This is a genomic window from Bradyrhizobium sp. 138 (genome assembly GCF_023074075.1).
Classification (GTDB): domain Bacteria; phylum Pseudomonadota; class Alphaproteobacteria; order Rhizobiales; family Xanthobacteraceae; genus Bradyrhizobium.
Window position 1 is genome coordinate 41,742 of the sequence record NZ_JADPKT010000097.1, and the last position, 24,278, is coordinate 66,019.

Sequence of the window (24,278 nt, forward strand, 5' to 3'; positions counted from 1 at the left end):
GTTACCGCGTGAGCTTCTGCGCGTGCCGGTTGTCGGCGGTCGCGTCCGCTTCCGACCAGGATTGCGGCTTGACCTTGTCGCCGGCCGCGAACTTCTGGAACCCTTCGACCACGACCTTGTCGCCGGCCTTCAGGCCCTCAGTGATGAACCAGACTCCGTCCTGCACAGACCCGGTTCGCACCGCCTGCACCGCGATGTGGTTGTCATCCTTGACGACGAACACCTCGCTGCCGCCACCGCCATTGCGCTGGATCGCCTGCTGCGGCACCGCGATCGCATCGGAATCGAGACCCTGGTCGATGCGGACGCGGACATACATGCCCGGCAGCAATTCGCGCTTGGGATTGGGGAACTCGCCGCGCAGCGTCACCTGCCCGGTGTGGGCGTCGACCTTGGCATCGGAGAACAGCAGCTTGCCGTCGAGCGAATAGATGGTGTTGTCGTCGAGCACCAGGCGCACCTTGGCGGCATCGGGGGCGATGCGCTCGAGGTCGCCAGTCTCGAAGGCGCGGCGGAGCTGGTTGAGTTCGGTCACCGACTGGGTGAAGTCGGCATAGATCGGATCGAGCTGCTGGATGGTGGCGAGATTGGTCTCGTTCTGCACCGCGAGGGCGCCCTCGCTGACAAGGGCCGCACCGACCACGCCGTCGATCGGCGCGCGCACGGTGGCATAGTCGAGATTGAGTCTTGCCCGCGAGAGGTCGGCCTTGCGACCCTCGACCTCGGCATGGGCCTGGCGCTCGGCCGCAATCGCCTTCTCGTTCTCGGCTTCCGGCGCGGCGCGATCCTTGGTGAGGGTGGCGATGCGGTGCGCCTGCTGCTTCGCCTGCATCAACGCGGCCTCCGCCTTGGCGAGCGCAGCTTCGTTTGCCATCACCTCGACCTCGAACGGACGCGGATCGATGCGGTAGAGCGGATCGCCCGCCTTCACCTCGCTGCCCTGGCGGAACAGACGCTCGACCACGATGCCGGAGATGCGCGGCCGCACCTCCGAGACCCGCGTCGGCGCGATACGGCCCGGCAACTCGCGCACCACGGCCCGTGACTGCGGTTTGACGATCACGATGCTGACGTCAGGGTGAGCCGGCGGAGCGGCGGACACGGCGGAGCTGGATTCGTCACAGCCCGCGAGCAGCGGCGCCAAGGCCGCGAGCATCATTGCAACGCATGCCGATCGCGCACGAAGTCCTGACATGAAGTGGGGTGCCCCGATATTGTTGAAACTGATCACGCTCCGCGCGTGGCCCGTTCTGGGCCGTTTCGCACGCGGCTGATGCCGCCAAAATAGAGCGCACCTGCTGCGATGCAACGCATGGCACAGGCGGCTCATTGTCACATAACGTATCGTACTGAGTTTAGACGGCTTTTGCCGTGTCACTTGATCGTGAGTTTGGCTCCATCGCCGCGTGCTGCGACGGAACAGCGCAATTACTCGGCGGCCTTCATTCGATAGTGGCTAACGCCCCATTCGGTTCCGTCTGCGTAGCCGAACAGGCCCGAGGTCGCGAGCAAGAACCAGCGCCAGCGCCGCAGCCAAAGTGCGGTCTCCTCGCCATAGACCTTGCGCAACGATCCCTCAATGGTGTCGCGATGCATATCGAAATTGGCGAGCCAGTCGTTCGCGGTGCGCTGATAATGCGTGCCGCTCCAGCACCATTCCTTCTCGACCGTGAAGATGTCGTCGAATTGCCTGACGAGGTGATGGCTCGGCATCAGCCCGCTCGTGAAGACGTGCTGCGCGATCCAGTCGTCGCGATCGAGCCGGTCGAACAGCTGCGAGCCGGAGCGATGGGTGACGATTTGCATGAAGAAGCGCCCCTCGGGCGCGAGCCATGACCGCACGCGCGTCATCAGCTTGCGCCAGTTCATCATCCGCTCGAACATCTCGACCGAGACGATGCGGTCGAATTGACCGTCGGGCGCGAACACGTTCATGTCCGCCGTGACCACGCGAAGGTTCAGCAAGCCGCGCCGCTGCGCCTGCTCCTCGACATGGGCGCGCTGCGCCTGCGAGGTCGACACCGCCGTCACCTTGGCGCGCGGAAACTGCCGCGCCATCCACAGCGACAGCGAGCCCCAGCCGCAGCCGAGCTCGAGGATGGTCTGGCCGTCGGCGAGACCGGCATGCTCAACCGTCTGGCGCAGCGCCTCCTCCTCCGCCTCCTGCAAGGTGGTCGCATCGGTCTTGTAGAAGCAGCAGGAACATTTGCGGCTGGGGCCGAGCATTTCAGCGAAGAACGAAGCGGGCACTTCGCCACCCCCGGCCTCGGCATCCTCGGCGATCGGCCGCAGCATCATCCGACCGGCGAAAGCGGCATCCGTGGCCGCGTCATGTGCGGCGAGGCGGGTTGAGGTGCGAGAGCACAGGCGCTGGATTGCGGCGCGGATCACGACGTCCGGCAGCGGCACGCGTTCGGCAGTCCCGATGATCGCGGAAACGACGCTCATGCGCCCCCCGAAGGCGAGCTTCTGCAGATACCTGGCTATCAAAGCGCCGCTTCCGGTCCGGGTTCCCCGAGCTGTCCCCGAAATCGGCGCATCCGGCGCTTTTTTTGAGCTGGCGCTGTGCCATAGTGCGCGCCGCAAGCAAGCTTTCGTAATGGATGATACCGGCCATGCCGCCTGGCACTTCCCGCTCCACCATGGATATCGAGTACACCAAACTATCCTCGCCCAGCGTCTTCCTGGTGCGGATGCTGGTCTTCCTGGTGCTGTGCACGCTGGTCAGCGTGGTGCTCTACAAGCAGATCATCCAGGCCTTCTTCGCCAATCCCGGGCTCAATGCCCTGATCGGGGCGGTGCTTTTCATCGGCATCATCCTGGCCTTCCGCCAGGTCATCCGGCTCTATCCTGAGGTGTCCTGGGTCAACAATTTCCGCATCGCCGATCCCGGCCTGGCGCCGGCCCGGCACCCGAAACTGCTGGCGCCGATGGCGGCGATCCTCGGCGGCGAGCGCTCCGGGCGGATGTCGATCACCCAGACCACCATGCGGCACCTGCTCGATTCGATCGCGACCCGTCTGGATGAAGCCCGCGATATCTCGCGCTACATGACCGGCCTCTTGGTCTTCCTCGGCCTGCTCGGCACCTTCTGGGGCCTGATCGAGACGGTCGGCTCGGTCGGCAAAGTGATCGACGGGCTCAAGGTCGGCGGCGATTCCGGCGCATTGTTCGACACGCTGAAGGAGGGCCTTGCCGCCCCGCTCGGCGGCATGGGCATCTCGTTCTCGAGCTCCCTGTTCGGCCTCGCCGGCTCGCTGATCCTCGGCTTTCTCGATTTGCAATCGAGCCAGGCGCAAAACCGCTTCTACACCGACCTCGAAGACTGGCTCGCCACCACGGTGCGGGAGTATGGCAGCGGCGACGTCGCGGTCTCTTCCGGCGGCGGCGCCGTCGCCAGCGGCGAGCTGCAGGCCGCGGTCGAACGCCTGCGCTCCGTGCTCGAGGAAGGCGGCACCAGCCGCGGCACCACGGCGGCGATGGCGAGCCTTGCCGAAGCAATCCAGGCGCTGGTTTCGCACATGCGCACCGAGCAGCAGATGATCCGCGAATGGGCCGACGGCCAGGGCGAGCAGAACCGCGAGATCCGGCGCCTCTTGGAGCGCATCGCCCGCCAGCCGGAAAAGAGTTGAGACGGTGTCGTGCCCCGGACGCGACGCAGCATGAAATGATGCGTCGCTGAGCCGGGGCCCAGCATCAGGGACAATATGGGTCCCGGCTCAGCGGAGCAGCGTGGCACGCTGCACCGCGTCCGGGACACGAGTGTGGAGATCGACGACATGGCTCTAGCGCGCGGCCGCCGCAGCGACGGCGCCTTCAACTACTGGCCCGGCTTCGTCGACGCGCTGTCGACGCTGGTGCTGTCGATCGTGTTCCTGCTGTCGGTGTTCCTGGTGGTGCAGTTCTTCCTGTCGCAGGAGGTCACCGGCAAGGACAAGGCGCTGGAGCAGCTCAACGCCAAGATCGCGCAGCTCAACGAGCTGTTGTCGCTGGAAAAGCTCGGCAAGCTCACGCTCGACGACCAGGTCTCGCAACTGAAGGCCGGCCTCGCCTCGGCCGAGACCGAGCGCGACCGCATCAAGGGCCTCTATGACGGCTTGGCTGCCGCCGGCAACGACGCGCAAGGCAAGTCCTCCGAGCTCGGCAAGGCGCTGGATTCGGAGAAGGCGGTCTCGGCGCGGGCGCTGGCGCAGATCGAGGTGCTGAACCAGCAGATCAGCGCTTTGCGCCGGCAACTGGCCGCGCTGGAGGAGGCGCTCGACGCCAGCGAGAAGCGCGACAAGGAATCGCAGAACCGGATCGCCGATCTCGGCTCCCGCCTCAACGTCGCACTGGCGCAGCGCGTGCAGGAATTGTCGCGCTACCGCTCGGAGTTCTTCGGCCGGCTGCGCACCATCCTCGGCAACCGGCCCGACATCCGCATCGTCGGCGACCGCTTCGTGTTCCAGTCCGAAGTGTTCTTCGATACCGGCCAGGCGACGCTCCTGCCGGAGGGCCGCGCCGAGCTCGACACCTTAGCGACCGCGCTGATCGAGCTCGACAAGAAGATCCCGAGCGAGATTCCCTGGGTGCTGCGGGTCGACGGCCATACCGATCTGCGCCCGGTGAGCGGTGCGAACTTTAGGTCGAACTGGGACCTGTCCGCGGCGCGCTCGATCTCGGTGGTGCAATATCTGATCTCGCTCGGCGTGCCTGCCCAGCGCCTCGTCGCCGCCGGCTTCGGCGAATTCCAGCCGCTCGATCCCGGCAACACGGAAGAAGCCTACAAGCGCAACCGCCGCATCGAGCTGAAGCTGACGGAGCGGTAGTGAGCGCCCTCCAACTCCGCCCCTACGCGACCTCCGACGAAGCGGCCTCGATCGACCTCTGGCATCGCACCTGGCAGCAGGCCTATCCGCAGATCGATTTTGCGGCCCGCCTGGACTGGTGGCGCGAGCGCTGGCGCAAGGATCTGGTGCCGAAGGCCCGGATCGTGGTGGCGGAACTGAATGGCGCACCGATCGGCTTCGTCACGATCGATGGCGAAGGCTATCTCGACCAGCTCGTGGTCGACCCCGATCACTGGGGCTCGGATGCCGCGCGGTTGCTCGTCGATGAGGCCAAGCGTTTGTCACCATCAGGCATCACGCTGCTCGTCAACAAGGACAACAGCCGCGCCATCCGCTTCTACGAGCGCAACGGCTTTGCCCATGCCGGCGACGATGTGAACCCGACCTCGGGGCGGCCGGTGCTGAGGATGGAATGGCGGGCGTGAGGGCCATCACGCCGGGACCCCACAGCGTCCGCTAATCGTTGATGCCGGAGCAGCGACGATAAGCGGATGGAGACGATCGATGAAGCTGCGCGATCTGGCCAAGGGTTCCTCGGTCTTTTTGGGCGTCGTCGTCGCCGGATATCTGTCGACGATCTATGTCGACCAGCGCTTTGCGACGCAACCCGATACGAGCAGCCCTGCGTCATCGGCCTGCATCGGCGCGGACGGCAGCTGGAAAAACTGGTCGTGGCCGAACGTGCCGGCGCTCTCGCCGAAGTGCAAATAGTGTCCGTGGACTAAGTTGCGCGCTGCGGCACTGCGGATGAGGCGATGCCTCACGCCCCCTCGAACTGCAGCCGCGCCAGCCGCGCGTAAAGTCCGTTCGCGGCCACGAGCTCGGCATGCGTGCCCTGCTCGACGATCTTGCCTTGGTCCATCACCAGGATGCGGTCGCAGGACAGGACGGTGGCGAGGCGATGAGCGATCACCAGCGTGGTGCGGTGGCGCATCAGCTCTTCGAGCGCGGTCTGCACCAGCGTCTCGCTTTCGGCATCGAGCGCGGAGGTGGCTTCATCGAGCAGCAAGAGCGGCGCATCGCGCAGGATGGCGCGGGCGATCGCGATGCGCTGGCGCTGGCCGCCGGAGAGCGTCACGCCGCGCTCGCCGAGCGGGGTGTCGAAACCTTCGGGCAGGCGGCGAATGAAGTCGGCGGCATGGGCGAGCTCGGCGGCGCGTTCGACCTCGGCGTCGGTCGCATCGGGCCGGCCGAAGCGGATGTTCTCGCGGGCACTCGCCGCGAACACGTTGGATTCCTGCGGCACCAGCGCGATACGGGCGCGGAAATCCCTGGGATCGGCGGATTTGACCGGCACACCGTCGAGCGAGATCGCGCCGCTGCGCGGGTCGTAGAAGCGCAGCAGCAGGTGAAAGATGGTGCTCTTGCCGGCGCCGGACGGACCGACGATCGCAACTTTCTCGCCGGGGCGCACCGTGAATGACACGGCATCGAGCACATTGACGTCGCGCCGCACCGGATAGGCAAAGCTGACCTGATCGAAACCGACCTCGCCGCGCGCCGGCACCGGCAGCGCGCGAGGGGACGCGGGCGCCTTGATGCCGGGCTCGACGTGCAAAATCTCGAACAGGCGCTCGGCCGCGCCTGATGCCGCCGAAACCTCGCCCCAGACCTCGCTGAGCTGGCCGAGGCCGGCTGCGGCGAACACCGCATACAGCACGAACTGACCGAGCCGGCCCGGCGAGATCGCGCCGGTGAGGACGTCATGCGAGCCGATCCAGAGGATCGCGACCACGCTTGCGAACACGATGAAGATGATGATGGCCGTGAGCACGGCGCGGGCCTGGGTCGAGGTGCGCGCCGCCTCATAGGCCTGCTCGACCTCGCCGCCGAAACGCTTCTCGGCGAACCCTTCGCTGGTATAGGCCTGCACGGTGCGGATCGCGCCGACCAGCTCGCCCGCATAGGCCGAGGCGTCGGCGAGCGTGTCCTGCGCATTGCGTGACAGCCGCCGCACCCAGCGGCCGAAGGCGACCAGCGGCAGCACGATCAAAGGGATGGCCAGCAGCACGAAGCCCGACAGCTTCGGGCTCGTGATCACCATCATCGCCGCAGCGCCGAGGAACATCATCAAATTGCGCAGCGCGATCGACACGGAGGCGCCGACGGCCGATTTGAGCTGGGTGGTGTCGGCGGTGAGCCGCGAGATCAATTCGCCGCTGCGCGCGGAGTCGAAGAAGGCTGGGGACAGCGAGAGCAGATGGGCGAAGACATCGCGCCTGAGGTCGGCCACTATCCGCTCGCCGATCGTCATCACGAGGTAGTAGCGCGCGGCGCTGGCCACCGCGAGCACGGCGACCACCGCGAGCATCACCGAGAAGTAGCTGTTGATCAGCTCGATGCCCTCGGGCGTCAGGCCGAAATCGATCATCCGGCGCACCGCGACCGGCACCAGCAGCGTGGTCAGGGCCGCGATCGTGAGCGCGACGAAGGCGAGCGCCGCGCGGCCGCGATAGCGGATCACATAGGGCGCCAGCGCAAGCAGCGGCCGCAGCTTGGCGCGACCCTTGGCGGGCTGCTCGATCAGATCGGCCTCGATCGAGGTTGTGTCCGCGGCCTTCATTCCGGGCTGATCGACATACTGGTCATCAAGCCGTTCCACTGCGCTCATGAGATCTGGCCCATTGCATTCGTTTGCTCCCAATAGGCCGGTGCAAGAGTAGTGGCAAATCCGGGATGTCCCTTAGGGGCAAACCCGGTCAGCCGCGCAAGCCCCGGCTTGTTTTACCTGATATCGTGAGGTATAGAGCCGCCCAAATCCGTCATTCGCTAGCCACCAAAGAGGCGCCGGGGCGCCGAGGAATTTGCCATGAAAGCCGAAATTCATCCGGATTATCATACCATTAAGGTCGTGATGACCGACGGAACCGAGTACCTGACCCGCTCCACCTGGGGCAAGGAAGGCGACACGCTGAACCTCGACATCGACCCGAAGTCGCACCCGGCCTGGACCGGTGGCTCCCAGCAGCTGATGGACCGCGGCGGCCGCGTCTCGCGCTTCCAGAAGAAGTTTTCGGGCTTTCTCAAAAAGGATTGATCCGCCCGCAGGGTGGACACGAAAAACGCCCCCGGAGAACCGGGGGCGTTTTTGTTTGTGCGGGGGCCTAATCAAGGCCGAGATTTCGTAGGGTGGGCAAAGCGACTTGTCCGCCATAGCTCGAAGAGCGAAGGCGGAAGCGTGCCCACGCATATTTCGCTATCGAGAGAGATGATGGTGGGCACGGCGCTTCGCGCCTTTGCCCACCCTAGTGCAGCGTGCCCCTACGGCACCTGGGAGCTTACCGCTCGAACGCGGCCTTCAGCGCGTTGAGGTGCGGCACCAGCGGATTGCCGATCGCGACATGCTCGGCCGGCGGGGTGTGGATGGTGGTGTCGAGACGGCGCACGCGGGTCTGCAGGCTCATCGAGCGATGGATCAGGTCCTGCAGCTGCGAGGGCAGCTTCTCGATGGTGTCGACCGGGCCGGGATCGGCGGCACTGAGCTTGACCTTGGTCTTCTCGCGATTGGCCTGGCTCAACGTCATCTCGCCTTCCTTCACCGCGCGGTGCAACAACAGCCACGAGGCGAGCTGCATCAGGCGGGTGGTGAGACGCATGCTCTCGGTCGCGTAGGTGAGGCTGACGGCACGGTCGAGCGCCTTGGCCTCGGTGCGGCCGGCGCCGTCGAGATAGGCGGCGGTCTCTTCGACGAGGTCCATGCCCTCGCGGAACAGGACGCCGAACGCCGCAGAATTGGTGAACCGCTCGCTGAGTTGAACGAGAGCGCCGTCGGCCTGCAAACGTTCCATGGTTAACGCCTCTTACGCAACTGTTTGACGATCCGACTTTGGCGCCGGCTTATGATGAACAAATCATTGCGCGCTGGGAGCGCCGAGTCCAGTGACAAGCGCGGATATGGTTTCCGCGGGTCATTCCCGGGAATTCAACCGCAACGTGATGCAAAAACGCAAAAAAAGAGCCGCCGGAGACCGGCGGCTTTGAAAGTTGATAACAGGGAGGCGTCAAACAGAGTGGACAGGAGCCACTCGGTGTCCAAACGAGGACAGTTCCAGTCATAAACCCGAAAGCTTAATCTGAAGTAAACGAGCTAATTTTTTGAGAGTTCGTTAGCCATGTCGGCCAGTGGCCGAGCCACCGGCGTGCCCCGGACACAGTGCGGCGCCGTAAGCGGGATCACGCGCGTCTTCGACGCGCTATGGTGCTGCACTGCTGAGCCGGGGCCCAGCTCTTTGGCTGAGGCGTTTGGAGAGGCATTAGGTCCCGGCTCAGCGGAGCAGCGCTATGCGCTGCACCGCGTCCGGGACACGAACAACACTTACTTCTTGAAAAAATTATCCGCCGCATCGCGCGAGGCGCGCTTCTTGGTGGCGGCTTCTTCCAGTCTTGCGATCTCGGTCTTGAGCAGGAGGGCGCGCTCGGTCAATTCCTCCACCGACAACAGTGAGAGATCCTGTCCAATCTCATGGCTGATCTTCTTGCGCGGGCGGTCATCGTCTTCCGTCGCCATCCTCGTTCCTCCCAAAGTTTCGCGGGCACAATGCCGAGGCGGTTGCCAGCATGGGCCGCGCTGGCCTAAGCAATGGCCTCGCTCCTCCCGCACCTTTGCTCAAGGACACATCATGGACAAGCTGCCCGCGCAAATGACCGTGGTCGCCATTTCCAAGCCTGGCGGACCGGAGGTGCTGGTGCCGGAACAACGCAGCCTGCCGCAGCCCGGCCCGGACGAGATCCTGGTCAAGGTTGAGGCCGCGGGCGTCAACCGGCCGGATGTCGCGCAGCGCTCCGGCGCCTATCCGCCGCCGCCCGGCGCCAGCGACCTGCCGGGCCTCGAGATCGCGGGTGAAGTGGTTGCGGTCGGCAGCAACGCCAAGCGGCACAAGATCGGCGACAAGGTGATGTCGCTGGTCGCGGGCGGCGGTTATGCGCAGTACTGCATCGCCCAGGACGCCCAGGCGATGAGCGTGCCGCCGGCGCTGTCGATCAAGGAAGCCGGCGCGCTGCCGGAAACCCTGATGACGGTCTGGCACAATGTGTTCGAGCGCGGCGGCCTCAAGGCCGGCGAGACGCTGCTGATCCATGGCGGCTCCTCGGGCATCGGCACCATGGCGATCCAGCTGGCGAAGGCGTTCGGCGCCAAGGTGTTCGTCACGGTGGGATCGCAGGACAAGATCGATGCCTGCCTCGAGCTCGGGGCCGACCGCGCCATCAACTACAAGAACGAAGACTTCGTCGCGGTGGTCAAGGAAGAGACGGGCAAGGAAGGCGTCAATCTGATCCTCGACATGGTCGCCGGCGACTATGTCGATCGCAACTACGATGCCGCCGCGGTCGATGGCCGCATCGTCCAGATCGCGACGCTGAATGGCCCCAAGGTCAGCGTCAACATCGCCAAGGTCATGGTCAAGCGCCTCACCCATACCGGCTCGACCCTGCGCCCCCGTAGTAATGCGGACAAGGCGGCGATGGTGGCGGCGATCGAAGCGAAAGTGATGCCGCTTTTGCGTGAAGGCCGCGTCAAGCCGCTGATGGACAGCACTTTCCCGCTGGAAAAGGCAGCCGACGCCCACCGGCGCATGGAAACCAGCGCACATATTGGCAAAATTGTGTTGGAGGTGTAGGCCGCCGGCCCACAGGGCCGGGCGGAAACCCTTTGATTTTCCTCGCTTTCGTGGCATCTATCGCGACGCACCGAACCGCTTCCGTTCGGTCTGAAATCGCCTTTTGGAATCGTCTTGTAGAGTCCCCTTGCACTCGAAGTTTGCGTCGAACGCGGAGAACTGACCTTGCGTCTGATCAGGTGCCTCGCGCCCATCGCGCTGGGCCTCATGATGCTCGTTGCCGGGTCCCCGGCACGCGCGCTCGACGCCGTCAGCGTCCGCAGTGACGCGCCCGCGATCGATCTCACCGGCGTGATCGAGCATCAGCGCAGCGATGCCGATCGCATCCAGGTCTCCACCGCGCCCGGCACCGACGGCATTGTCCGCCGCATCGAGGTGCGCGCCCGCGAAGGCGGCCAGAACTGGGTGGTGTTCGCGCTCGCCAACAACACCGACGACCAGCTCGACCGCCTGATCGTCGCTCCGCATTACCGCATCGTCTCCTCGGGGCTACTGTGGCCCGACCTCGGCCTGTCGCGCATCGCGACCATCACGCCCTCGACCGGCGACCGGCCGGAGCGGCAGGAAAGTCCGACCGCCGACGTCTTCCGTGTCACGCTCGACCCCGGCGCCGTCCTCACCTTCGTCGCCGAGCTGCGCACCGACAAGCTGCCGCAGCTCTATCTGTGGGAGCCGGAAGCCTACAAGGACAAGGTCAACTCGTTCACGCTGTACCAGGGCATCGTGATCGGCATCTCCGGCTTGCTCGCGCTGGTGCTGACGATCCTGTTCGTGGTGAAGGGCAGCATCATGTTCCCGGCCGCAGCGGCGCTGGCCTGGGCGGTGCTGGTCTATATCGGGGTCGATTTCGGCTTCTGGGGCAAGGTGCTCGACATGTCGAACAACGCCGAGCGCATCTGGCGCGCGGCGGGTGAAGCGATATTGGCGGCGACGCTGCTGGTGTTCCTGTTCGCCTACCTCAATCTCAGCCGGTGGCATGTGCGCTATTCGCACATCACCGTGGGCTGGCTGGCCTTCCTGGGGTCCTTGGTCGCACTCGCACTGTTCGATCCGGCGGTGGCCTCCGGCATCGCGCGCATCTCGCTGGTGCTGATCGCCTTCGCCGGCTTTGCGCTGATCGTCTATCTCTCCACCCACGGCTTCGACCGTGCCGTGCTGTTGATCCCGACCTGGTTCCTCCTGGTGGTCTGGGTGGTCGCGGCCGGCATGACGGTTGCCGGCTCCGTCACCAACGACATCGTCGGCCCTGCCCTGCTCGGCGGCCTCGTGCTGATCGTGATGCTGATCGGCTTCACGGTGATGCAGCACGCCTTCGCCGGCGGCGGCGCCAGCACCGGGGTCGTCTCCGACATCGAGCGGCGAGCGCTGGCGCTGGCCGGCTCCGGCGATCTGATCTGGGACTGGGATGTCTCCGCCGACAAGGTTTTTACCAGCCCCGAGACCGAGGCCCTGCTTGGCCTCAAGCGCGGCACGCTCGAAGGGCCCGCGGCCTCGTGGCTCGAGGTGCTGCATCCGCTCGACCAGGACCGCTTCCGCGCCGCGCTCGACAGCGTGCTCGACCAGCGCCGCGGCCGCCTGGTGCAGGATTTCCGCCTGCGCACGCCCGACGGCCATTTCATGTGGTTCGCGCTGAAGGCGCGCCCGGTGGTCGGCTCCGACGGCGAGGTCTCGCGCGTCGTCGGCACGCTCACCGACGTCACTGAGCTGCGCAATGCCGAGGAGCGCCTGCTGCACGATTCCGTGCATGACAACCTCACCGGCCTGCCCAACCGCAAGCTGTTCATGGACCGGCTCGGCGCCGTCGCGCATTTCGCCAAGACCATGCCGACGCTGCGGCCGACGCTGATGGTGATCGATCTCGACCGCTTCAAGCAGGTCAACGATTCCGTCGGCATCGCGGTCGGTGATTCCATCCTGCTGACGCTGGCCCGCCGTCTCACCCGCATCCTGAAGCCGCAGGACACGCTGGCCCGCATGGCCGGCGATCAGTTCGGCCTGATCCTGCTCTCGGAGCAGGACCCCGCCCGCATCACCGCCTTCGCCGAAACCATCCGCAAGACCATCCGCGCGCCGATCGCCTTCAACGACCGCGAGATCTTCCTCACAGCGTCGATCGGCCTTGCGCTGTCCGATCCGCAAGTTCAGCTCACGGACGAGATCATCAAGGACGCCGAGCTGGCGATGTATCATTCCAAGCGCATCGGCGGCGACCGCATCGACGTCTACAAGCCCGCGATGCGGGCGCGGAAGACCGACCGCCTGACGCTGGAGAGCGAGCTGCGCCGCGCCATCGAGCGGCAGGAACTCACCATCCTGTACCAGCCGATCGTACGGCTGGAGGATCGTTCGGTCGCCGGCTTCGAGGCGCTGGTGCGCTGGGATCACCCCAAGCTCGGACGCATGGCGCCATCGGAGTTCATCACCATCGCGGAAGAGACCGGCCTGATCGTCGACCTCGGCATGTTCGTGCTCGACCAGACCGCCAAGCAGCTCTCGATCTGGCAGCGCGCGATGCGCTCGCGCGAGCCGATCTTCGCCTCGGTCAACGTCTCCTCGCGGCAATTGCTGCGCCACGATTTGATCCACGACATCCGCACCGTGCTGTCGCGCTCCTCGGTGGCGCGCGGCACGCTCAAGCTCGAATTGACGGAATCGCTGGTGATGGAGAATCCGGAGCACGCGGCGCAGATGCTGACGCGGATCCGCGAGCTCGGCACCGGGCTCTCGCTCGACGATTTCGGCACCGGCCATTCCTCGCTGGCCTATCTGCAGCGTTTCCCGTTCGACACCATCAAGATCGACCAGTCCTTCGTGCGCACCACCAACCGCGGCACGCGGCCGGTGATCCTGAAGTCGATCATCGCGCTCGCGCACGACCTCGGCATGGATGTGGTGGCGGAGGGCGCCGAGACGGATTCGGATGCCGTCGAGCTCTACCAGATGGGCTGCGAATACGCGCAAGGCTTCGCCTTCGGCGAGCCGATGGACGCCGATGCCGCGATGCGCTTGCTGACGGAAGTGCGGCTGGAAGCAGCGAGCTGATCGCTCGTCCCTTTGAATTCGGTATCGTAGGGTGGGCAAAGGCGCACTTGCGCCGTGCCCACCATTCAGAGGTGGTGGGCACGCTTCGCTTTGCCCACCCTACGATACCTGAATGTACGGAGAGATATCCCTCATCCGGCGCTTTGCGCCACCCTGTCCCACAAATGGGAGAAGGGAAGAACGCACGCCGTCACCGCCGCCGGTCGCTCTTCTTCTTGGTGAACCGCACGCTCTGGCCATCCGGCATCCGTGTCGCGACGAAGCCGGCGGCGAGGCAGGCTTCGCGTTGCGGCATCTGGATGTCCGGGCTGCGCAGACTGTCCCACCACGAGGCACGATTGGCCGCGCGCGGCAGGGCCGCCCCGATGATCTCCTCGATCTGTTCGAAGCTCAGGACGAATTCGGCCTGCTTCTGCCGCATCAGATAGTCGCGCAACGCGTCGTAGTCGTTCACGTCAGTCCTCTCGCCCGAACCCCGGCCCGTCCCATCGACGGTCTGCCCAAAACCGTGGGCCGTGTAAACCGATCCTTAACTCATTGCGACAGCGGCGTCCCGCCTTAAACACTGCTCAAGATTTCGGGCGCATCCACTAATGTCGGGAGCAAATGATGTTGTCTGGATGGCGCGAAGTCACGGCCCGCCGGCCGTGGCGGATTTCGGCGAAGCTGCTGATCATCTCGTCCGTGGTGACGGTGATCGGCTTCTCCGCCATTTGCGTCAACGTCATGCTGGACATGCGCCGGGGCGAGGAGGCGCTCGCCCGCCAGACGCTGGAGAATTTGGCGACGAGCATCGAGTCCGACGTCAGCCGCAACATCGAGATCTACGACCTGTCGCTGAAGGCCGTCGCCAGCAACATGCTGCTGCCCGAGCTCGCCACGGTCTCGAAGCCGATTCGTCACCTGATTCTGTTCGACCACGCGACGACGGCCAGGCATTTCGGCGCCATCCAGGTGTTCGATTCCGAGGGCAGGCTGGCCATCGACGCATCCACGCTCGATCCGCTGCCGGAGAACCGGAGCGAGGAGGACTACTTTAAGGTCCATCGCGATAATGCCGAGGCCGGGCTCTTCATCAGCCGCCCCAGGCTGTTTCGCGGCGCCTATTCCATCGTGCTGAGCCGGCGCATCAGCGACACCGACGGCGGGTTCCTGGGCGTCGTCGCCGGCTCGATCCGCTTCAGCTATTTCCACGAATTGTTCGAGCGGCTGAGCCTCGATCCCGAGGACACCATCACGGTGCTCAAGCGTGACCGCACCATCATGATGCGGCGGCCGTTCGATCTCGACGTCATCGGCACGAATCTGAACGACCGTCGGGCCTGGAAGCCCGACAATCTCCCGATCGGCGCCTCCTATTCGGGACAGGGCCCGGTCGATCCGACGGCGCGGCTCTATGTCCGCAGCGGCGGCAGCGGACCACTGTTCGTGGTGGCGGGCAAGCCTCTGGCCGCGGTGTTCGCACTCTGGCAGAAGGAAGCGCTTCGCATCGGCGCCGTGGTGCTGGTGCTCGCGCTGTTCGTGCTGGGATCGACGCTGGTGCTCGCGCGCGAGATCGGCCGGCGCGCCGAGGCCGAGCGCAAGCTCGAGGAGATGGCGACGACGGACGCGCTCACCGGCCTGAAGAACCGCCGCAAGTTCGATTCCGTCATCGACGTCGAATGGCGGCGCGCCATGCGCCAGAAGGCGCCGGTCGCGCTATTGATGATCGATGCCGATCACTTCAAGGCCTACAACGACACGTTCGGCCATCAGGCGGGCGACCAGGTCCTGGTCGGCATCGCCATCTGCATTTCCGATTCGGTGAGCCGGGCCGGCGACTGCGCCGCTCGCTATGGCGGCGAGGAATTCGCCGTGCTGCTGCCGACCACTTCGGCCATCGATGCCTTCAAGATCGCTGAGACGATCCGCGCCAAGGTGCAGGGCTGGTCCGACGACCCTGTGACTTTGACGGTGTCCTGCGGCGTCGCCAGCCTCATTCCCACCGCCGGCATGGACTGGTCGGTCCTGGTCGCCGCCGCCGACAAGGCGCTCTACGCCGCGAAAGCGGGCGGACGGAATCAGTCGGTGGTTGCGAGCGTGCCGCAGCTATCGCTGGCGGCGTGACGAGCTCTTTCCCCGTCATTGCGAGGAGCTCTTGCGACGAAGCAATCCAGGCCTTCTCCACGGAAAGATTCTGGATTGCTTCGTCGCTTCGCTCCTCGCAATGACGAGGGGCGCTACTGCCCCAGATACTTCTTCATCTCCGCGATCAGGCCGTCACGCAGCTCGGGGCGCTTCAGGCCGTAGGCGATGTTGGCGCGGAGGAAGCCGGGCTTGGAGCCGCAATCGTGGCGCTCGCCCTCGAACTCGACGCCGTAGAATTTCTGCGACTTGGCGAGCCCGATCATGGCGTCGGTGAGCTGGATCTCGCCACCGGCGCCGCGCTCCTGCGTCTGAAGGATCTTGAAGATCTCGGGCTGGAGGATGTAGCGGCCGGTGATCGAGAGGTTGGAGGGCGCGGTGCCCTTGGCCGGCTTCTCGACCATGCCGTCGACCTCGAACATCTTGCCGCTGCGTTTTCCCACACCGCAGATGCCGTATTGATGGGTGAGATGGTCGGGCACCGCCTCGACCGCGACCAGATTGGATTTCTCGCCGAGCGAGGATGCCATCTCGATCATCTGCTTGAGGCAGCCCGGTGTGTTGAGCACGAGCTCGTCGGGCAGCACGACCGCGAACGGCTCGTTGCCGACGATATCGCGCGCGCACCAGACCGCGTGACCGAGGCCGAGCGGCGCCTGCTGGCGGGTGAAGCTGACCGCGCCGGCCTCGGGCTGGTTCTGCGCCAGGATGTCCTGCTCGGCCTTCTTGCCGCGCTGGCTTAGCGTCGCGTCGAGCTCGAACATCCGGTCGAAATGATCTTCGATGACGTTCTTGTTACGGCCGGTGACGAAGATGAAATGCTCGATGCCGGCCTCCCGCGCCTCGTCATAGACGTATTGGATCAGCGGCTTGTCGACGATGGTCAGCATTTCCTTCGGCATCGCCTTGGTGGCGGGCAGGACACGGGTGCCGAGGCCGGCGACGGGGAATACGGCTTTGCGAATTTTCATGTGATTGTTCGAATACCTGGGGGCACATGGGGACGGAGCAATGGCATCTTGCTAGCCTGTTTGCAGCCGCCAACAAAGGCGGTTGTGGGGCCTCATCCGCGCAGAGTTAAGAAAAAGGCCGCCACCAAAATTTCACCTTTGTTAAGCTATTGGCAACCGTAACCAGGCCTCCTGATGGCGGATTTCCTAAGGCGGACGGGTGGACATGATGCAACCGGTGGCAGGGCAGGCAGGACGGGCGGTATCCGCGACCGGCGCAATGATGATTGCGGCGGCTTTGCTGCTGCCTGCCAGCGCGCACGCCCAGGCGCAGAACGGCCTGTCCAACCTGTTCGGCGGCATCTTCTCCGGGCCAAACCCGGCGCCTTCGCAAGCGGCGCCCAGCCCGGGTGGCGCGCCAACGGGACCGCTGCCTTGGAGCGGCGAGGACGGCGCTTCGGGCCATCCGCTGATGACGGCCGCGGCGATCCGCGAGGCCGCCGGCAATTTCAGCAATTGCGTCGCCGGGATGTGGCCGGATGCCGCACGGCGCGGCATCACGCAGGAGAATTTTCAGCGCTTCACGGCCGGGCTCTCACCCGACCTGCGCATCATGGACCTGATGGACTCGCAACCGGAGTTCACCAAATCGATCTGGGACTATCTCGACATCCTCGTGAACGACAACCGCCTCGCCAAGGGCCGTGAGATCCTCGCCAAATACAAGGCGCAGTTCGACGCCACCGAAAAGGCCACCGGCGTCGACCGCTACATCATCGCCTCGATCTGGGGCATCGAGTCCAATTACTCGACGCAGATGGGCGACCGCAGCGTGCTGCAATCGACCGCGACGCTCGCCTGCATCGGCCGCCGCCAGGCCTATTTCAAGGACGAGTTTCTGTCGGCGCTGGAGATCGTCAACCGTGGCGATCTCAGACCCGAGCAGATGCGCGGCTCCTGGGCCGGCGCCTTCGGACCGACCCAGTTCATGCCGACCGCGTTCAAGCGCTTTGCCGTCGATGGCGACGGTGACGGCAGGCGCGACGTCGTCGACAATCCCACCGACCTGATCGCCTCGACCGCCAACAATCTGAAAAAGGACGGTTGGCAGGCCGGCCAGACCTGGGGCTTTGAGGTGGTGGTGCCCCAGGGCTTCAACTACATGCTGGCCGACCGCGCCAAGGCGATGACGATCGCGCAGTGGGAGAAGCTCGGCCTCAAGCGCCCGGCGGGCCAGCCCTTCCCGCATCCGGCGGAGAAGGCCTACCTGCTGGCGCCGGCCGGCGCGCAGGGGCCCGGCTTCCTGATGCTCCAGAACTACCGCGTCATCATGAAATACAACCCCGCCGAGGCCTATGCGCTGGCGATCGGACATTTCGCCGACCGCCTGCGCGGGGGACAGCCCTTCGTGCAGCCCTGGCCGCGGCAGGAACGGGAGCTGTCGCGCACCGAGCGGCTGGAACTGCAACAGCTGCTGGCCCAGCGCGGCTTCTACAAGGGGACCCCCGACGGTCAGTTCGGCGGCCAGACCCGGGAAGCGCTGCGCAACTTCCAGGCCTCGATCGGGGCGCCCGCCGACGGCTTTGCCTCCTCAGACGTGCTGGACCGGCTGCGCCGGCGGTAAAATCGCGCCGAAAGTAACCTTGAACGGGGATTTTGGCAGGCAGCCTTGACGGAGGCGGCTGTTCCCCGGTGTATGGGACAAGAATTTGCAACGGAATTTGCCCGTTTGGCGCCGGATTCCGTTATTATATTGAGCCGCTTCCGATCCCCGTTGCGCGTGCCCGAGATCACATGTCGAAGAAGTCCCTGTTCAAGGCGCTGACCGAGACCGGCCCGTTGATCGCGCTGGGGACGGCGCTTGCGATCCTGGTTTCGGTCGCGGGGCCCGCCTCGGCGCAGTTCTTCAACTTCCCCGGCTTCGGCGGCCCGCCGCAGCGCTCGGCTCCGCCACCCCAACGGGGCGGCGGTGGAGGTGGCGGCGGCTGGTTCGGCGGCGATTTCTTCGCGCCGTTCCAACAGCAACAGCAACAGGCACCGCGCCAGGATTTTTCGCGCGCGCCGGCGCCGGCGAAACGCGACACCATCCCTGAGAAGAACGTGCTGGTGATCGGCGACGCCATGGCCGACTGGCTCGCCTATGGCCTGGAAGACGCCTACACCGAGCAGCCGGACATGGGCGTGATCCGCAAGCACAAGACGACGTCCGGCCTGATCAAGTACCAGCCGAAGGGTGAGCCCTCGGATTGGGCGGCTGCGGCGCGCGGCATCATCGAGACCGAGAGGCCTGACGTGATCGTCGTCATGCTCGGCCTCAACGATCGCACCGCGATCCGCGAGCCTGTCGCCGACAAGACGGACAAGGCGACCGCCGACAAAGACAAGAAGAACGACAAGGGCGCGCGCGCCAAGCAACCGGGCAAGCCCGGCGAGACCAAGCCCGGCAACGATGCGGCCGCCAAGCCTGACGACAAGCCTGCCGACGCCGACCTGCCGCAGGATGATGCCGACAACGCCGATACGCCTGCGGCCGCGCCCGAAAAGACGGCCCGCAATCCGAACGGTCTCTACGAATTCCGCGATGATCGCTGGGTCGAGCTTTACGGCAAGAAGATCGAGGAGCTGGCAGGCGTGCTCAAGGCCAAGGGCGTGCCGGTGCTCTGGGTCGGCCTGCCCGCCATTCGCGGCCAGAAGGGCACGGCGGACATGCTGTTCCTGGATTCGCTCTATCGCGAAGGCGCGGCCAAGGCCGGCATCACCTATGTCGATGTCTGGGACGGCTTTGTCGACGAGGCCGGCCGCTTCCTGCAGAAGGGTCCTGACTTCGAAGGCCAGATCCGTCAGCTCCGCAGCTCCGACGGCGTCTATTTCACCAAACCGGGCGCGCGCAAGCTCGCGCACTATGTCGAGCGCGAGATCACGCGCCTGCTTGCGGGCCGCTCGGGCCCGATCGCGCTGCCGAGCGAGCCGGCGACACCCGACACCAGCGCGGAGCCCGGCAAGCCTGCGCCGCGGCCGCTGGCGGGGCCGATCGTGCCGCTGGTTGCGGCCTCGATCTCGACCGATCAATTGCTGGGCGGACCGGGCTCGCGTCCCGCCGCCGTCGATGCGCTCGCGGCGAAGACGATGGTGAAGGGCGAGCCGCTGGCCGCTCCGGCCGGCCGCGCCGACGATTATGTCTGGCCGCGCCGCGAAGTCGGGCGCGAGCAGGCTAAGGGCGATACGCCGATGGCTGCGACGACGCCTGAGGGCAGTGCCGCGCCAGGCACACCGGGTGCCGCGGCTGCGATCGCCCCGCCAAAGCTCGCGCCGAAGAAGCCGCCGGTGCAGCCGCAGCAGCCGGTGCAGGCTAGTCCCTCGTTCCGCGATTTCTTCGGCTTCGGGTCTCCGCAGCCACCGCCGCCACGTCAGCTGGCGCCGGCGCCCGGGCCGCGCAATCCGAATCTCAATCCGGGGGTCCCACGTCCGCCTGGAAACGTCGGACGCTCGGCCGAGATGTTCCGGTAATCGCTGACGTGTCCCGGACGCGGCGCAGCACCTCTTGGTGATGCGACGCAGAGCCGGGACCCTGTCCTCTCACGATGCTCAAAAAAAATGGGCCCCGGCTCAGCAGCGCAACACTGCGTGCTGCGCTGCGTCCGGGGCACGGGATGCGTGTTTGTCGCTCAGCCGTAATAGCGCCAGCGCGGCGGCGGACGGCGTGCGGGCCGCGACATCAAAAGCGCGAGCGCAAACCCGATGCCGCCGGCGACCAGCAGCGCGCCGAGCGGATTGTCCTGCACTTTTTTCGACAGCGCCTGTGTCCCATCGCGAAAAGTTTCGCCGCTGTTCTCATAGGCGTCCTTGGCGTAGCCGGCGGCGGTGTCCGTGGCATCGCGCACGGCGTCCTTGGCCTGGCCGTAGAGATTTTGCACGGCGCCGGCAGCTTCCTTGGCCTTGCCCGATGCCTGCGTCTTCGCATCGCCTGCCACGTCGCCGATCGCGCCTTCCGCGCGTCCGGCATATTCCTTGGCCGATCCAACAATCCGATCCGTATCCATGATGCTCCTCCTCGGGGGTCAGCCCAAGTAACCGATCAAGCGCGGCGCGGTTCCTCGTCATGACGAAAGTGTCGTCCGGGTGGAAGCAGAGGAATCCGAGCTACAAGATCAGCCCGCCATCGACGACCAGCGTCTGGCCGATGATGTAGGACGATAACGGCGAGGCCAGGAACAGCGCCGCGCCCGCCATGTCGGCCGGCGTGCCCAATCGCCGCAGCGGAATGCGCGCGAGCGCGCCTTCGAGCCGCTTCGGATTGTCGGTCGTCACCTTCGTCATCTTGGTGTCGACGAGTCCGGGCGCGATGCCGTTGACGCGGATGCCGTCCTCGGCCCAGGCCTCGCCCAGCGTCCGCGTCAATCCGACCGCACCGGTCTTCGAGGCGTTATAGGCGGGATTGCCCATGGTGGAATGATAGGCCGCGGTCGAGGACACCATGATCAGCGCGCCCTTCGAATCCCGCAACATGGCATGAAATCGCGTGGCGCAGGCCATCAGGCTCATCAGATTGACCTCGACCACCTTGCGGAAGCCGCTCATCTCGAATTCGCCGCGGCGATAGAGCACCACGCCTTGCGCGAGCACGAGCACGTCGAGCCTGTCGAAGGGCGGCTTGAATGCCTCGATCGCACCGGGACTGCCGACGTCGAGCTGCGCATAGGCGAGGCCCGTGAGATCGGAGCCTTCCTGCGCAGAATATTCCGTTGCGCGAGCGCGCGTGCCGCTCACCGCGACCTCCGCGCCCCTGGTGCGAAAAGCCTGCGCGATGCCGTTGCCGATCCCGCTCGAACCGCCGACGACCAGCACTTGCTTGCCTGAGAAATCGAGCTCGTTCGCCATCGCGGCCTCCCTTTTGTCTTGCTTGTTTGACCTGTCTGGCTGCCATACACACCGAGCGTTGACAACCGCGGATGCAAGAGTAGCTTTTTCCTCGACAGAGCGGGACCAACCGCTCGCGACCCGCGGGAGAGAACGTCATGACGATCGCCATCCGGCAGCTTCAAAAACATTTTGTCGGCGAGGTTTCCGGCCTCGATTTGCGCAAGCCCCTCACGGCAGATGAGGCGCGCGAGGTCGAGGCCGCCATGGACAAATACGCCGTGCTCGTCTTTCACGATCAGGACATCACCGACGAGCAGCAGATGGCGTTCGCGCTGAATTTCGGCCAGCGCGAGGAAGCGCGCGGTGGCAACATCACCAAGGCCGATGAATACCGCCTCACCTCGGGCCTGAACGACGTCTCCAACCTCGGCAAGGACGGCAAGCCGCTGCCGAAGGACAGCCGCGCCAATCTGTTCAATCTCGGCAATTGCCTCTGGCACTCCGACAGCTCGTTCCGCCCGATCCCCGCAAAGTTCTCGCTGCTGTCGGCACGCGTGGTGAATCCAAAGGGCGGCAACACCGAATTCGCCGACATGCGCGCCGCCTATGACGCGCTCGACGACGACACCAAGGCGGAGATCGATAACCTCGTCTGCGAGCACTCGCTGATGTATTCGCGGGGATCGCTCGGATTCACCGAATATACCGATGAAGAGAAAGAGATGTTCAAACCGGTGCTGCAACGGTTGGTGCGCACCCATCCGGTCCATCGCCGCAAGTCGCTGTATCTCTCATCGCATGCCGGCAAGGTCGTCGGCATGAGCGTGCCGGAGGGGCGGCTCTTGCTGCGCGATCTCAACGAGCACGCGACGCAGGCCGAGTTCGTCTATGTGCACAGATGGAAGCTGCATGACCTCGTGATGTGGGACAACCGCCAGACCATGCATCGCGTCCGCCGCTACGATCAGTCGCAACCCCGCGACATGCGCCGCGCGACGGTGGCGGGGACGGAGCCGACGGTGCAGCAGCAGGCGGCGGAATAGCGACATACTCCGCTGTCGTGCCGGATCTACGCGCGCTTGAGGCGCCCTTGTCCGGGACGACACCAAGAGTGGCGCTAGCGCCTGAACAAATTACGCGTGCCCGGCCTCGTTCGAGAGCATGCCGGGATCGATGCCGATCTTCTGCAGGGCGCGGTTGTATTTGTCGTCGACGTCGTCGCCGAAAATCAAATCCGCGTCTGCATCGCAATGCAGCCAGCCATTGCTCTGGATCTCGGTCTCGAGCTGGCCCGGCGCCCAGCCGGCATAGCCGAGCGCGAGAATGGCGTGCTTGGGGCCGGAGCCGTTGGCGATGGCGCGCAGAATGTCGACGGTCGCCGTGAGGCAGACGCCGTCATCGATCCGCAGCGTCGCATTTTCGATGTAAAAGTCGCTCGAATGCAGCACGAAGCCGCGGCCGGTATCGACCGGGCCGCCACGCAGCACCTTCATGCTTTCGGCATTCTCCGGCAGCTTGATATGCTCGCCCTTCTTGATGATGCCGAGTTGCTCCAACAGCTCGGGGAAGTCGATGCTGCCGGCCGGTTGGTTCACGATGATACCCATCGCTCCCTCCGCCGAATGGGCGCAGAGATAGATCACCGAGCGCTCGAAGCGGGAATCGCCCATCACGGGCATCGCGATCAGCAGCCGGCCGTCGAGATAACCGGCCGAATTGGGGAGCCCGGGGCCCGGCTTGCGGGTGCTTTCGCCCGTCCTCTTGCCTGTGGGAGCCATCGGTGAAGCACTCCGGTTTCAATTCCTATCCTGATGTCGGACCTAGCTGCTGTCAAATCAAGGCCTGCAGGGACCCCGATTCCAGTGCATCCATCACAAGCAATTCAATGGTTTGCCCTGGGGTGACCCTGTAAAGACGTGCCATGCTCACAAGAGTTCCCCTGCGTGCGGCGATAGGCGTCGCGACCATCCTGTTTGCGTCGTCGCTGGCCATCGCAGTCCGCGCCGATGACGCGTCGCCGTGGCAGCGCGACGGGCATTCCGCGGTGCGGCTATTGGCGGGATCGCGCAGCGGCGCCGTCCTGCTCGGCGGTATCGCTTTCCAGCTCCAGCAGGGGTGGAAGACCTACTGGCGCAGTCCCGGGGACTCCGGCGTTCCGCCGCGGTTCGACTTCTCGAAGTCGGACAATGTCGAGGCGGTGACGGTGATGTGGCCTGCGCCGCTGAAATTCGACGATGGCGCGGGCGGCCATTCGATCGGCTATCACAACCAGGTCGTGCTGCCCTTGCGCATCGTCGCCAAGGCGGCCGACAAGCCGGTAACCTTGCGCGCCGAGATCAATTACGCGGTGTGCGAGAAGCTCTGCATTCCGGTCGAGGCCCGCGCCGAGCTCGGCTTCAACAGCGTCGCCTCGACCGAGGATGCCAATTTGCGTGCCGCGCTCGACACGGTGCCCAAGCCCGCCAATATCGGCGATCCCAATCCGCTCACCATCCGCGACGTCAAGCGCGATGGGCCCAAGAACGTGGTGGTCGACGTGGTGACGCCGGACAGCCGCAACGTCAATCTGTTCGTCGAAGGCCCGACCCCCGATTGGGCGCTGCCGATTCCGGCCCCGGTACAACACAGCCCGGCTGGCGTGAAGCGCTTCTCGTTCGAGCTCGACGGCCTGCCGCCGGGCGCCAAGCCCGACGGGGCTGCGCTGAAATTCACGCTGGTCGGGCCGGAGAAGTCATACGAGTTCAATACGAATCTGGAATAGTCGTCGTCTCGCTTTCGCCGGGACGACGAAGACGCCCAACCCAATCTTAACGAATGGTTGCTAAGTCCGAGGCCTGCCGCAGCACGCGGGACGC

Annotated in this window: 22 protein-coding genes; 12 read left to right on the top strand and 10 right to left on the bottom strand. The window is 65.3% G+C overall.

The window, feature by feature from the left end:
- Position 1: 1 nt before the first annotated feature.
- Positions 2-1,195, bottom strand: a complete 1,194-nt coding sequence (locus tag IVA79_RS35150) for an efflux RND transporter periplasmic adaptor subunit (protein WP_247561728.1) — start codon at positions 1,193-1,195, stop codon at positions 2-4.
- 233 nt (positions 1,196-1,428) lie between these two features.
- Positions 1,429-2,448, bottom strand: coding sequence for a cyclopropane-fatty-acyl-phospholipid synthase family protein (locus IVA79_RS35155; protein ID WP_247561729.1), 1,020 nt, complete (start codon positions 2,446-2,448; stop codon positions 1,429-1,431).
- A 167-nt stretch (positions 2,449-2,615) separates the two neighbouring features.
- Here IVA79_RS35155 and IVA79_RS35160 point away from each other — a divergent pair, with 167 nt between their 5' ends.
- From IVA79_RS35160 to IVA79_RS35175, 4 genes are all read left to right on the top strand, one after another.
- Entirely contained in the window at positions 2,616-3,632 is a 1,017-nt protein-coding gene (locus IVA79_RS35160) for a flagellar motor protein MotA (RefSeq protein WP_247561730.1), read from the top strand.
- Positions 3,633-3,779: 147 nt separating this feature from the next.
- Positions 3,780-4,808 carry a peptidoglycan -binding protein gene (locus IVA79_RS35165; protein WP_247561731.1) on the top strand — a complete coding sequence of 343 codons (1,029 nt, stop codon included), beginning with the start codon at positions 3,780-3,782 and terminating at the stop codon, positions 4,806-4,808.
- Complete coding sequence (locus IVA79_RS35170) at positions 4,808-5,254, top strand: GNAT family N-acetyltransferase (protein WP_247561732.1); 447 nt, start codon at positions 4,808-4,810, stop codon at positions 5,252-5,254. Before IVA79_RS35165 ends, IVA79_RS35170 begins: the two co-directional genes overlap by 1 nt.
- 79 nt (positions 5,255-5,333) lie before the next feature.
- Positions 5,334-5,540 (top strand): hypothetical protein, encoded by a 207-nt coding sequence (locus tag IVA79_RS35175; RefSeq protein ID WP_247561733.1) that lies wholly within the window; start codon positions 5,334-5,336, stop codon positions 5,538-5,540.
- 49 nt (positions 5,541-5,589) lie between these two features.
- Here the strand turns inward: IVA79_RS35175 and IVA79_RS35180 are convergent, their stop codons facing one another.
- Positions 5,590-7,440, bottom strand: coding sequence for an ABC transporter ATP-binding protein/permease (locus IVA79_RS35180; RefSeq protein ID WP_247561734.1), 1,851 nt, complete (start codon positions 7,438-7,440; stop codon positions 5,590-5,592).
- Between the two features lie 198 nt (positions 7,441-7,638).
- Here IVA79_RS35180 and rpmE point away from each other — a divergent pair, with 198 nt between their 5' ends.
- On the top strand, positions 7,639-7,866 hold the full coding sequence (gene rpmE / locus IVA79_RS35185) for a 50S ribosomal protein L31 (protein ID WP_097659924.1): 228 nt from the start codon (positions 7,639-7,641) through the stop codon (positions 7,864-7,866).
- A gap of 241 nt (positions 7,867-8,107) precedes the next feature.
- Here the strand turns inward: rpmE and IVA79_RS35190 are convergent, their stop codons facing one another.
- Both IVA79_RS35190 and IVA79_RS35195 read right to left on the bottom strand, forming a co-directional pair.
- Positions 8,108-8,617 carry a DUF1465 family protein gene (locus IVA79_RS35190; RefSeq protein ID WP_247561735.1) on the bottom strand — a complete coding sequence of 170 codons (510 nt, stop codon included), beginning with the start codon at positions 8,615-8,617 and terminating at the stop codon, positions 8,108-8,110.
- Between the two features lie 527 nt (positions 8,618-9,144).
- Positions 9,145-9,336, bottom strand: a complete 192-nt coding sequence (locus IVA79_RS35195) for a DUF1192 domain-containing protein (protein ID WP_247561736.1) — start codon at positions 9,334-9,336, stop codon at positions 9,145-9,147.
- Positions 9,337-9,448: 112 nt separating this feature from the next.
- Between IVA79_RS35195 and IVA79_RS35200 the strand changes: the two genes are divergently transcribed.
- Positions 9,449-10,447, top strand: a complete 999-nt coding sequence (locus IVA79_RS35200) for an NAD(P)H-quinone oxidoreductase (RefSeq protein ID WP_247561737.1) — start codon at positions 9,449-9,451, stop codon at positions 10,445-10,447.
- Positions 10,448-10,612: 165 nt separating this feature from the next.
- Complete coding sequence (locus IVA79_RS35205; RefSeq protein WP_247561738.1) at positions 10,613-13,489, top strand: EAL domain-containing protein; 2,877 nt, start codon at positions 10,613-10,615, stop codon at positions 13,487-13,489.
- Between the two features lie 190 nt (positions 13,490-13,679).
- Here IVA79_RS35205 and IVA79_RS35210 read toward each other — a convergent pair whose 3' ends face one another.
- The gene (locus IVA79_RS35210) at positions 13,680-13,943 is read right to left on the bottom strand and encodes a hypothetical protein (protein ID WP_247561739.1); all 264 of its coding nucleotides are present in this window, start codon (positions 13,941-13,943) and stop codon (positions 13,680-13,682) included.
- 155 nt (positions 13,944-14,098) lie between these two features.
- Here IVA79_RS35210 and IVA79_RS35215 point away from each other — a divergent pair, with 155 nt between their 5' ends.
- Positions 14,099-15,595 (top strand): diguanylate cyclase, encoded by a 1,497-nt coding sequence (locus tag IVA79_RS35215; RefSeq protein WP_247561779.1) that lies wholly within the window; start codon positions 14,099-14,101, stop codon positions 15,593-15,595.
- A gap of 113 nt (positions 15,596-15,708) precedes the next feature.
- On the opposite strand, the gene galU is transcribed toward IVA79_RS35215, so the two are convergent.
- On the bottom strand, positions 15,709-16,584 hold the full coding sequence (gene galU / locus IVA79_RS35220) for a UTP--glucose-1-phosphate uridylyltransferase GalU (protein ID WP_247561740.1): 876 nt from the start codon (positions 16,582-16,584) through the stop codon (positions 15,709-15,711).
- Between the two features lie 205 nt (positions 16,585-16,789).
- On the opposite strand from galU, the gene IVA79_RS35225 reads away from it, so the two are divergent.
- Together IVA79_RS35225 and IVA79_RS35230 are read left to right on the top strand one after the other, a co-directional pair.
- Complete coding sequence (locus tag IVA79_RS35225; RefSeq protein ID WP_247561741.1) at positions 16,790-18,187, top strand: lytic murein transglycosylase; 1,398 nt, start codon at positions 16,790-16,792, stop codon at positions 18,185-18,187.
- Between the two features lie 170 nt (positions 18,188-18,357).
- Complete coding sequence (locus IVA79_RS35230) at positions 18,358-20,070, top strand: DUF459 domain-containing protein (RefSeq protein WP_247561742.1); 1,713 nt, start codon at positions 18,358-18,360, stop codon at positions 20,068-20,070.
- Positions 20,071-20,228: 158 nt separating this feature from the next.
- Here the strand turns inward: IVA79_RS35230 and IVA79_RS35235 are convergent, their stop codons facing one another.
- Positions 20,229-20,603, bottom strand: a complete 375-nt coding sequence (locus IVA79_RS35235; RefSeq protein WP_247561744.1) for a CsbD family protein — start codon at positions 20,601-20,603, stop codon at positions 20,229-20,231.
- Positions 20,604-20,703: 100 nt separating this feature from the next.
- Positions 20,704-21,441 (bottom strand): SDR family oxidoreductase, encoded by a 738-nt coding sequence (locus tag IVA79_RS35240; protein WP_247561745.1) that lies wholly within the window; start codon positions 21,439-21,441, stop codon positions 20,704-20,706.
- A gap of 137 nt (positions 21,442-21,578) precedes the next feature.
- Between IVA79_RS35240 and IVA79_RS35245 the strand changes: the two genes are divergently transcribed.
- Positions 21,579-22,466, top strand: coding sequence for a TauD/TfdA family dioxygenase (locus IVA79_RS35245; protein ID WP_247561747.1), 888 nt, complete (start codon positions 21,579-21,581; stop codon positions 22,464-22,466).
- 90 nt (positions 22,467-22,556) lie between these two features.
- On the opposite strand, the gene IVA79_RS35250 is transcribed toward IVA79_RS35245, so the two are convergent.
- Positions 22,557-23,201, bottom strand: a complete 645-nt coding sequence (locus tag IVA79_RS35250) for a YqgE/AlgH family protein (RefSeq protein ID WP_247561749.1) — start codon at positions 23,199-23,201, stop codon at positions 22,557-22,559.
- A 143-nt stretch (positions 23,202-23,344) separates the two neighbouring features.
- Between IVA79_RS35250 and IVA79_RS35255 the strand changes: the two genes are divergently transcribed.
- Positions 23,345-24,184, top strand: coding sequence for a protein-disulfide reductase DsbD domain-containing protein (locus tag IVA79_RS35255; RefSeq protein ID WP_247561750.1), 840 nt, complete (start codon positions 23,345-23,347; stop codon positions 24,182-24,184).
- The last annotated feature ends 94 nt before the right edge of the window (positions 24,185-24,278 follow it).

Coding starts and splice junctions, on each gene's coding strand:
- IVA79_RS35150 (WP_247561728.1), bottom strand. CDS start 1,195: ATGTCAGGACTTCGTGCGCGATCGGCATGCGTTGCAATGATGCTCGCG.
- IVA79_RS35155 (WP_247561729.1), bottom strand. CDS start 2,448: ATGAGCGTCGTTTCCGCGATCATCGGGACTGCCGAACGCGTGCCGCTG.
- IVA79_RS35160 (WP_247561730.1), top strand. CDS start 2,616: ATGCCGCCTGGCACTTCCCGCTCCACCATGGATATCGAGTACACCAAA.
- IVA79_RS35165 (WP_247561731.1), top strand. CDS start 3,780: ATGGCTCTAGCGCGCGGCCGCCGCAGCGACGGCGCCTTCAACTACTGG.
- IVA79_RS35175 (WP_247561733.1), top strand. CDS start 5,334: ATGAAGCTGCGCGATCTGGCCAAGGGTTCCTCGGTCTTTTTGGGCGTC.
- IVA79_RS35180 (WP_247561734.1), bottom strand. CDS start 7,440: ATGAGCGCAGTGGAACGGCTTGATGACCAGTATGTCGATCAGCCCGGA.
- rpmE (WP_097659924.1), top strand. CDS start 7,639: ATGAAAGCCGAAATTCATCCGGATTATCATACCATTAAGGTCGTGATG.
- IVA79_RS35190 (WP_247561735.1), bottom strand. CDS start 8,617: ATGGAACGTTTGCAGGCCGACGGCGCTCTCGTTCAACTCAGCGAGCGG.
- IVA79_RS35195 (WP_247561736.1), bottom strand. CDS start 9,336: ATGGCGACGGAAGACGATGACCGCCCGCGCAAGAAGATCAGCCATGAG.
- IVA79_RS35200 (WP_247561737.1), top strand. CDS start 9,449: ATGGACAAGCTGCCCGCGCAAATGACCGTGGTCGCCATTTCCAAGCCT.
- IVA79_RS35215 (WP_247561779.1), top strand. CDS start 14,099: ATGTTGTCTGGATGGCGCGAAGTCACGGCCCGCCGGCCGTGGCGGATT.
- galU (WP_247561740.1), bottom strand. CDS start 16,584: ATGAAAATTCGCAAAGCCGTATTCCCCGTCGCCGGCCTCGGCACCCGT.
- IVA79_RS35225 (WP_247561741.1), top strand. CDS start 16,790: ATGATGCAACCGGTGGCAGGGCAGGCAGGACGGGCGGTATCCGCGACC.
- IVA79_RS35230 (WP_247561742.1), top strand. CDS start 18,358: ATGTCGAAGAAGTCCCTGTTCAAGGCGCTGACCGAGACCGGCCCGTTG.
- IVA79_RS35235 (WP_247561744.1), bottom strand. CDS start 20,603: ATGGATACGGATCGGATTGTTGGATCGGCCAAGGAATATGCCGGACGC.
- IVA79_RS35240 (WP_247561745.1), bottom strand. CDS start 21,441: ATGGCGAACGAGCTCGATTTCTCAGGCAAGCAAGTGCTGGTCGTCGGC.
- IVA79_RS35245 (WP_247561747.1), top strand. CDS start 21,579: ATGACGATCGCCATCCGGCAGCTTCAAAAACATTTTGTCGGCGAGGTT.
- IVA79_RS35250 (WP_247561749.1), bottom strand. CDS start 23,201: ATGGCTCCCACAGGCAAGAGGACGGGCGAAAGCACCCGCAAGCCGGGC.
- IVA79_RS35255 (WP_247561750.1), top strand. CDS start 23,345: ATGCTCACAAGAGTTCCCCTGCGTGCGGCGATAGGCGTCGCGACCATC.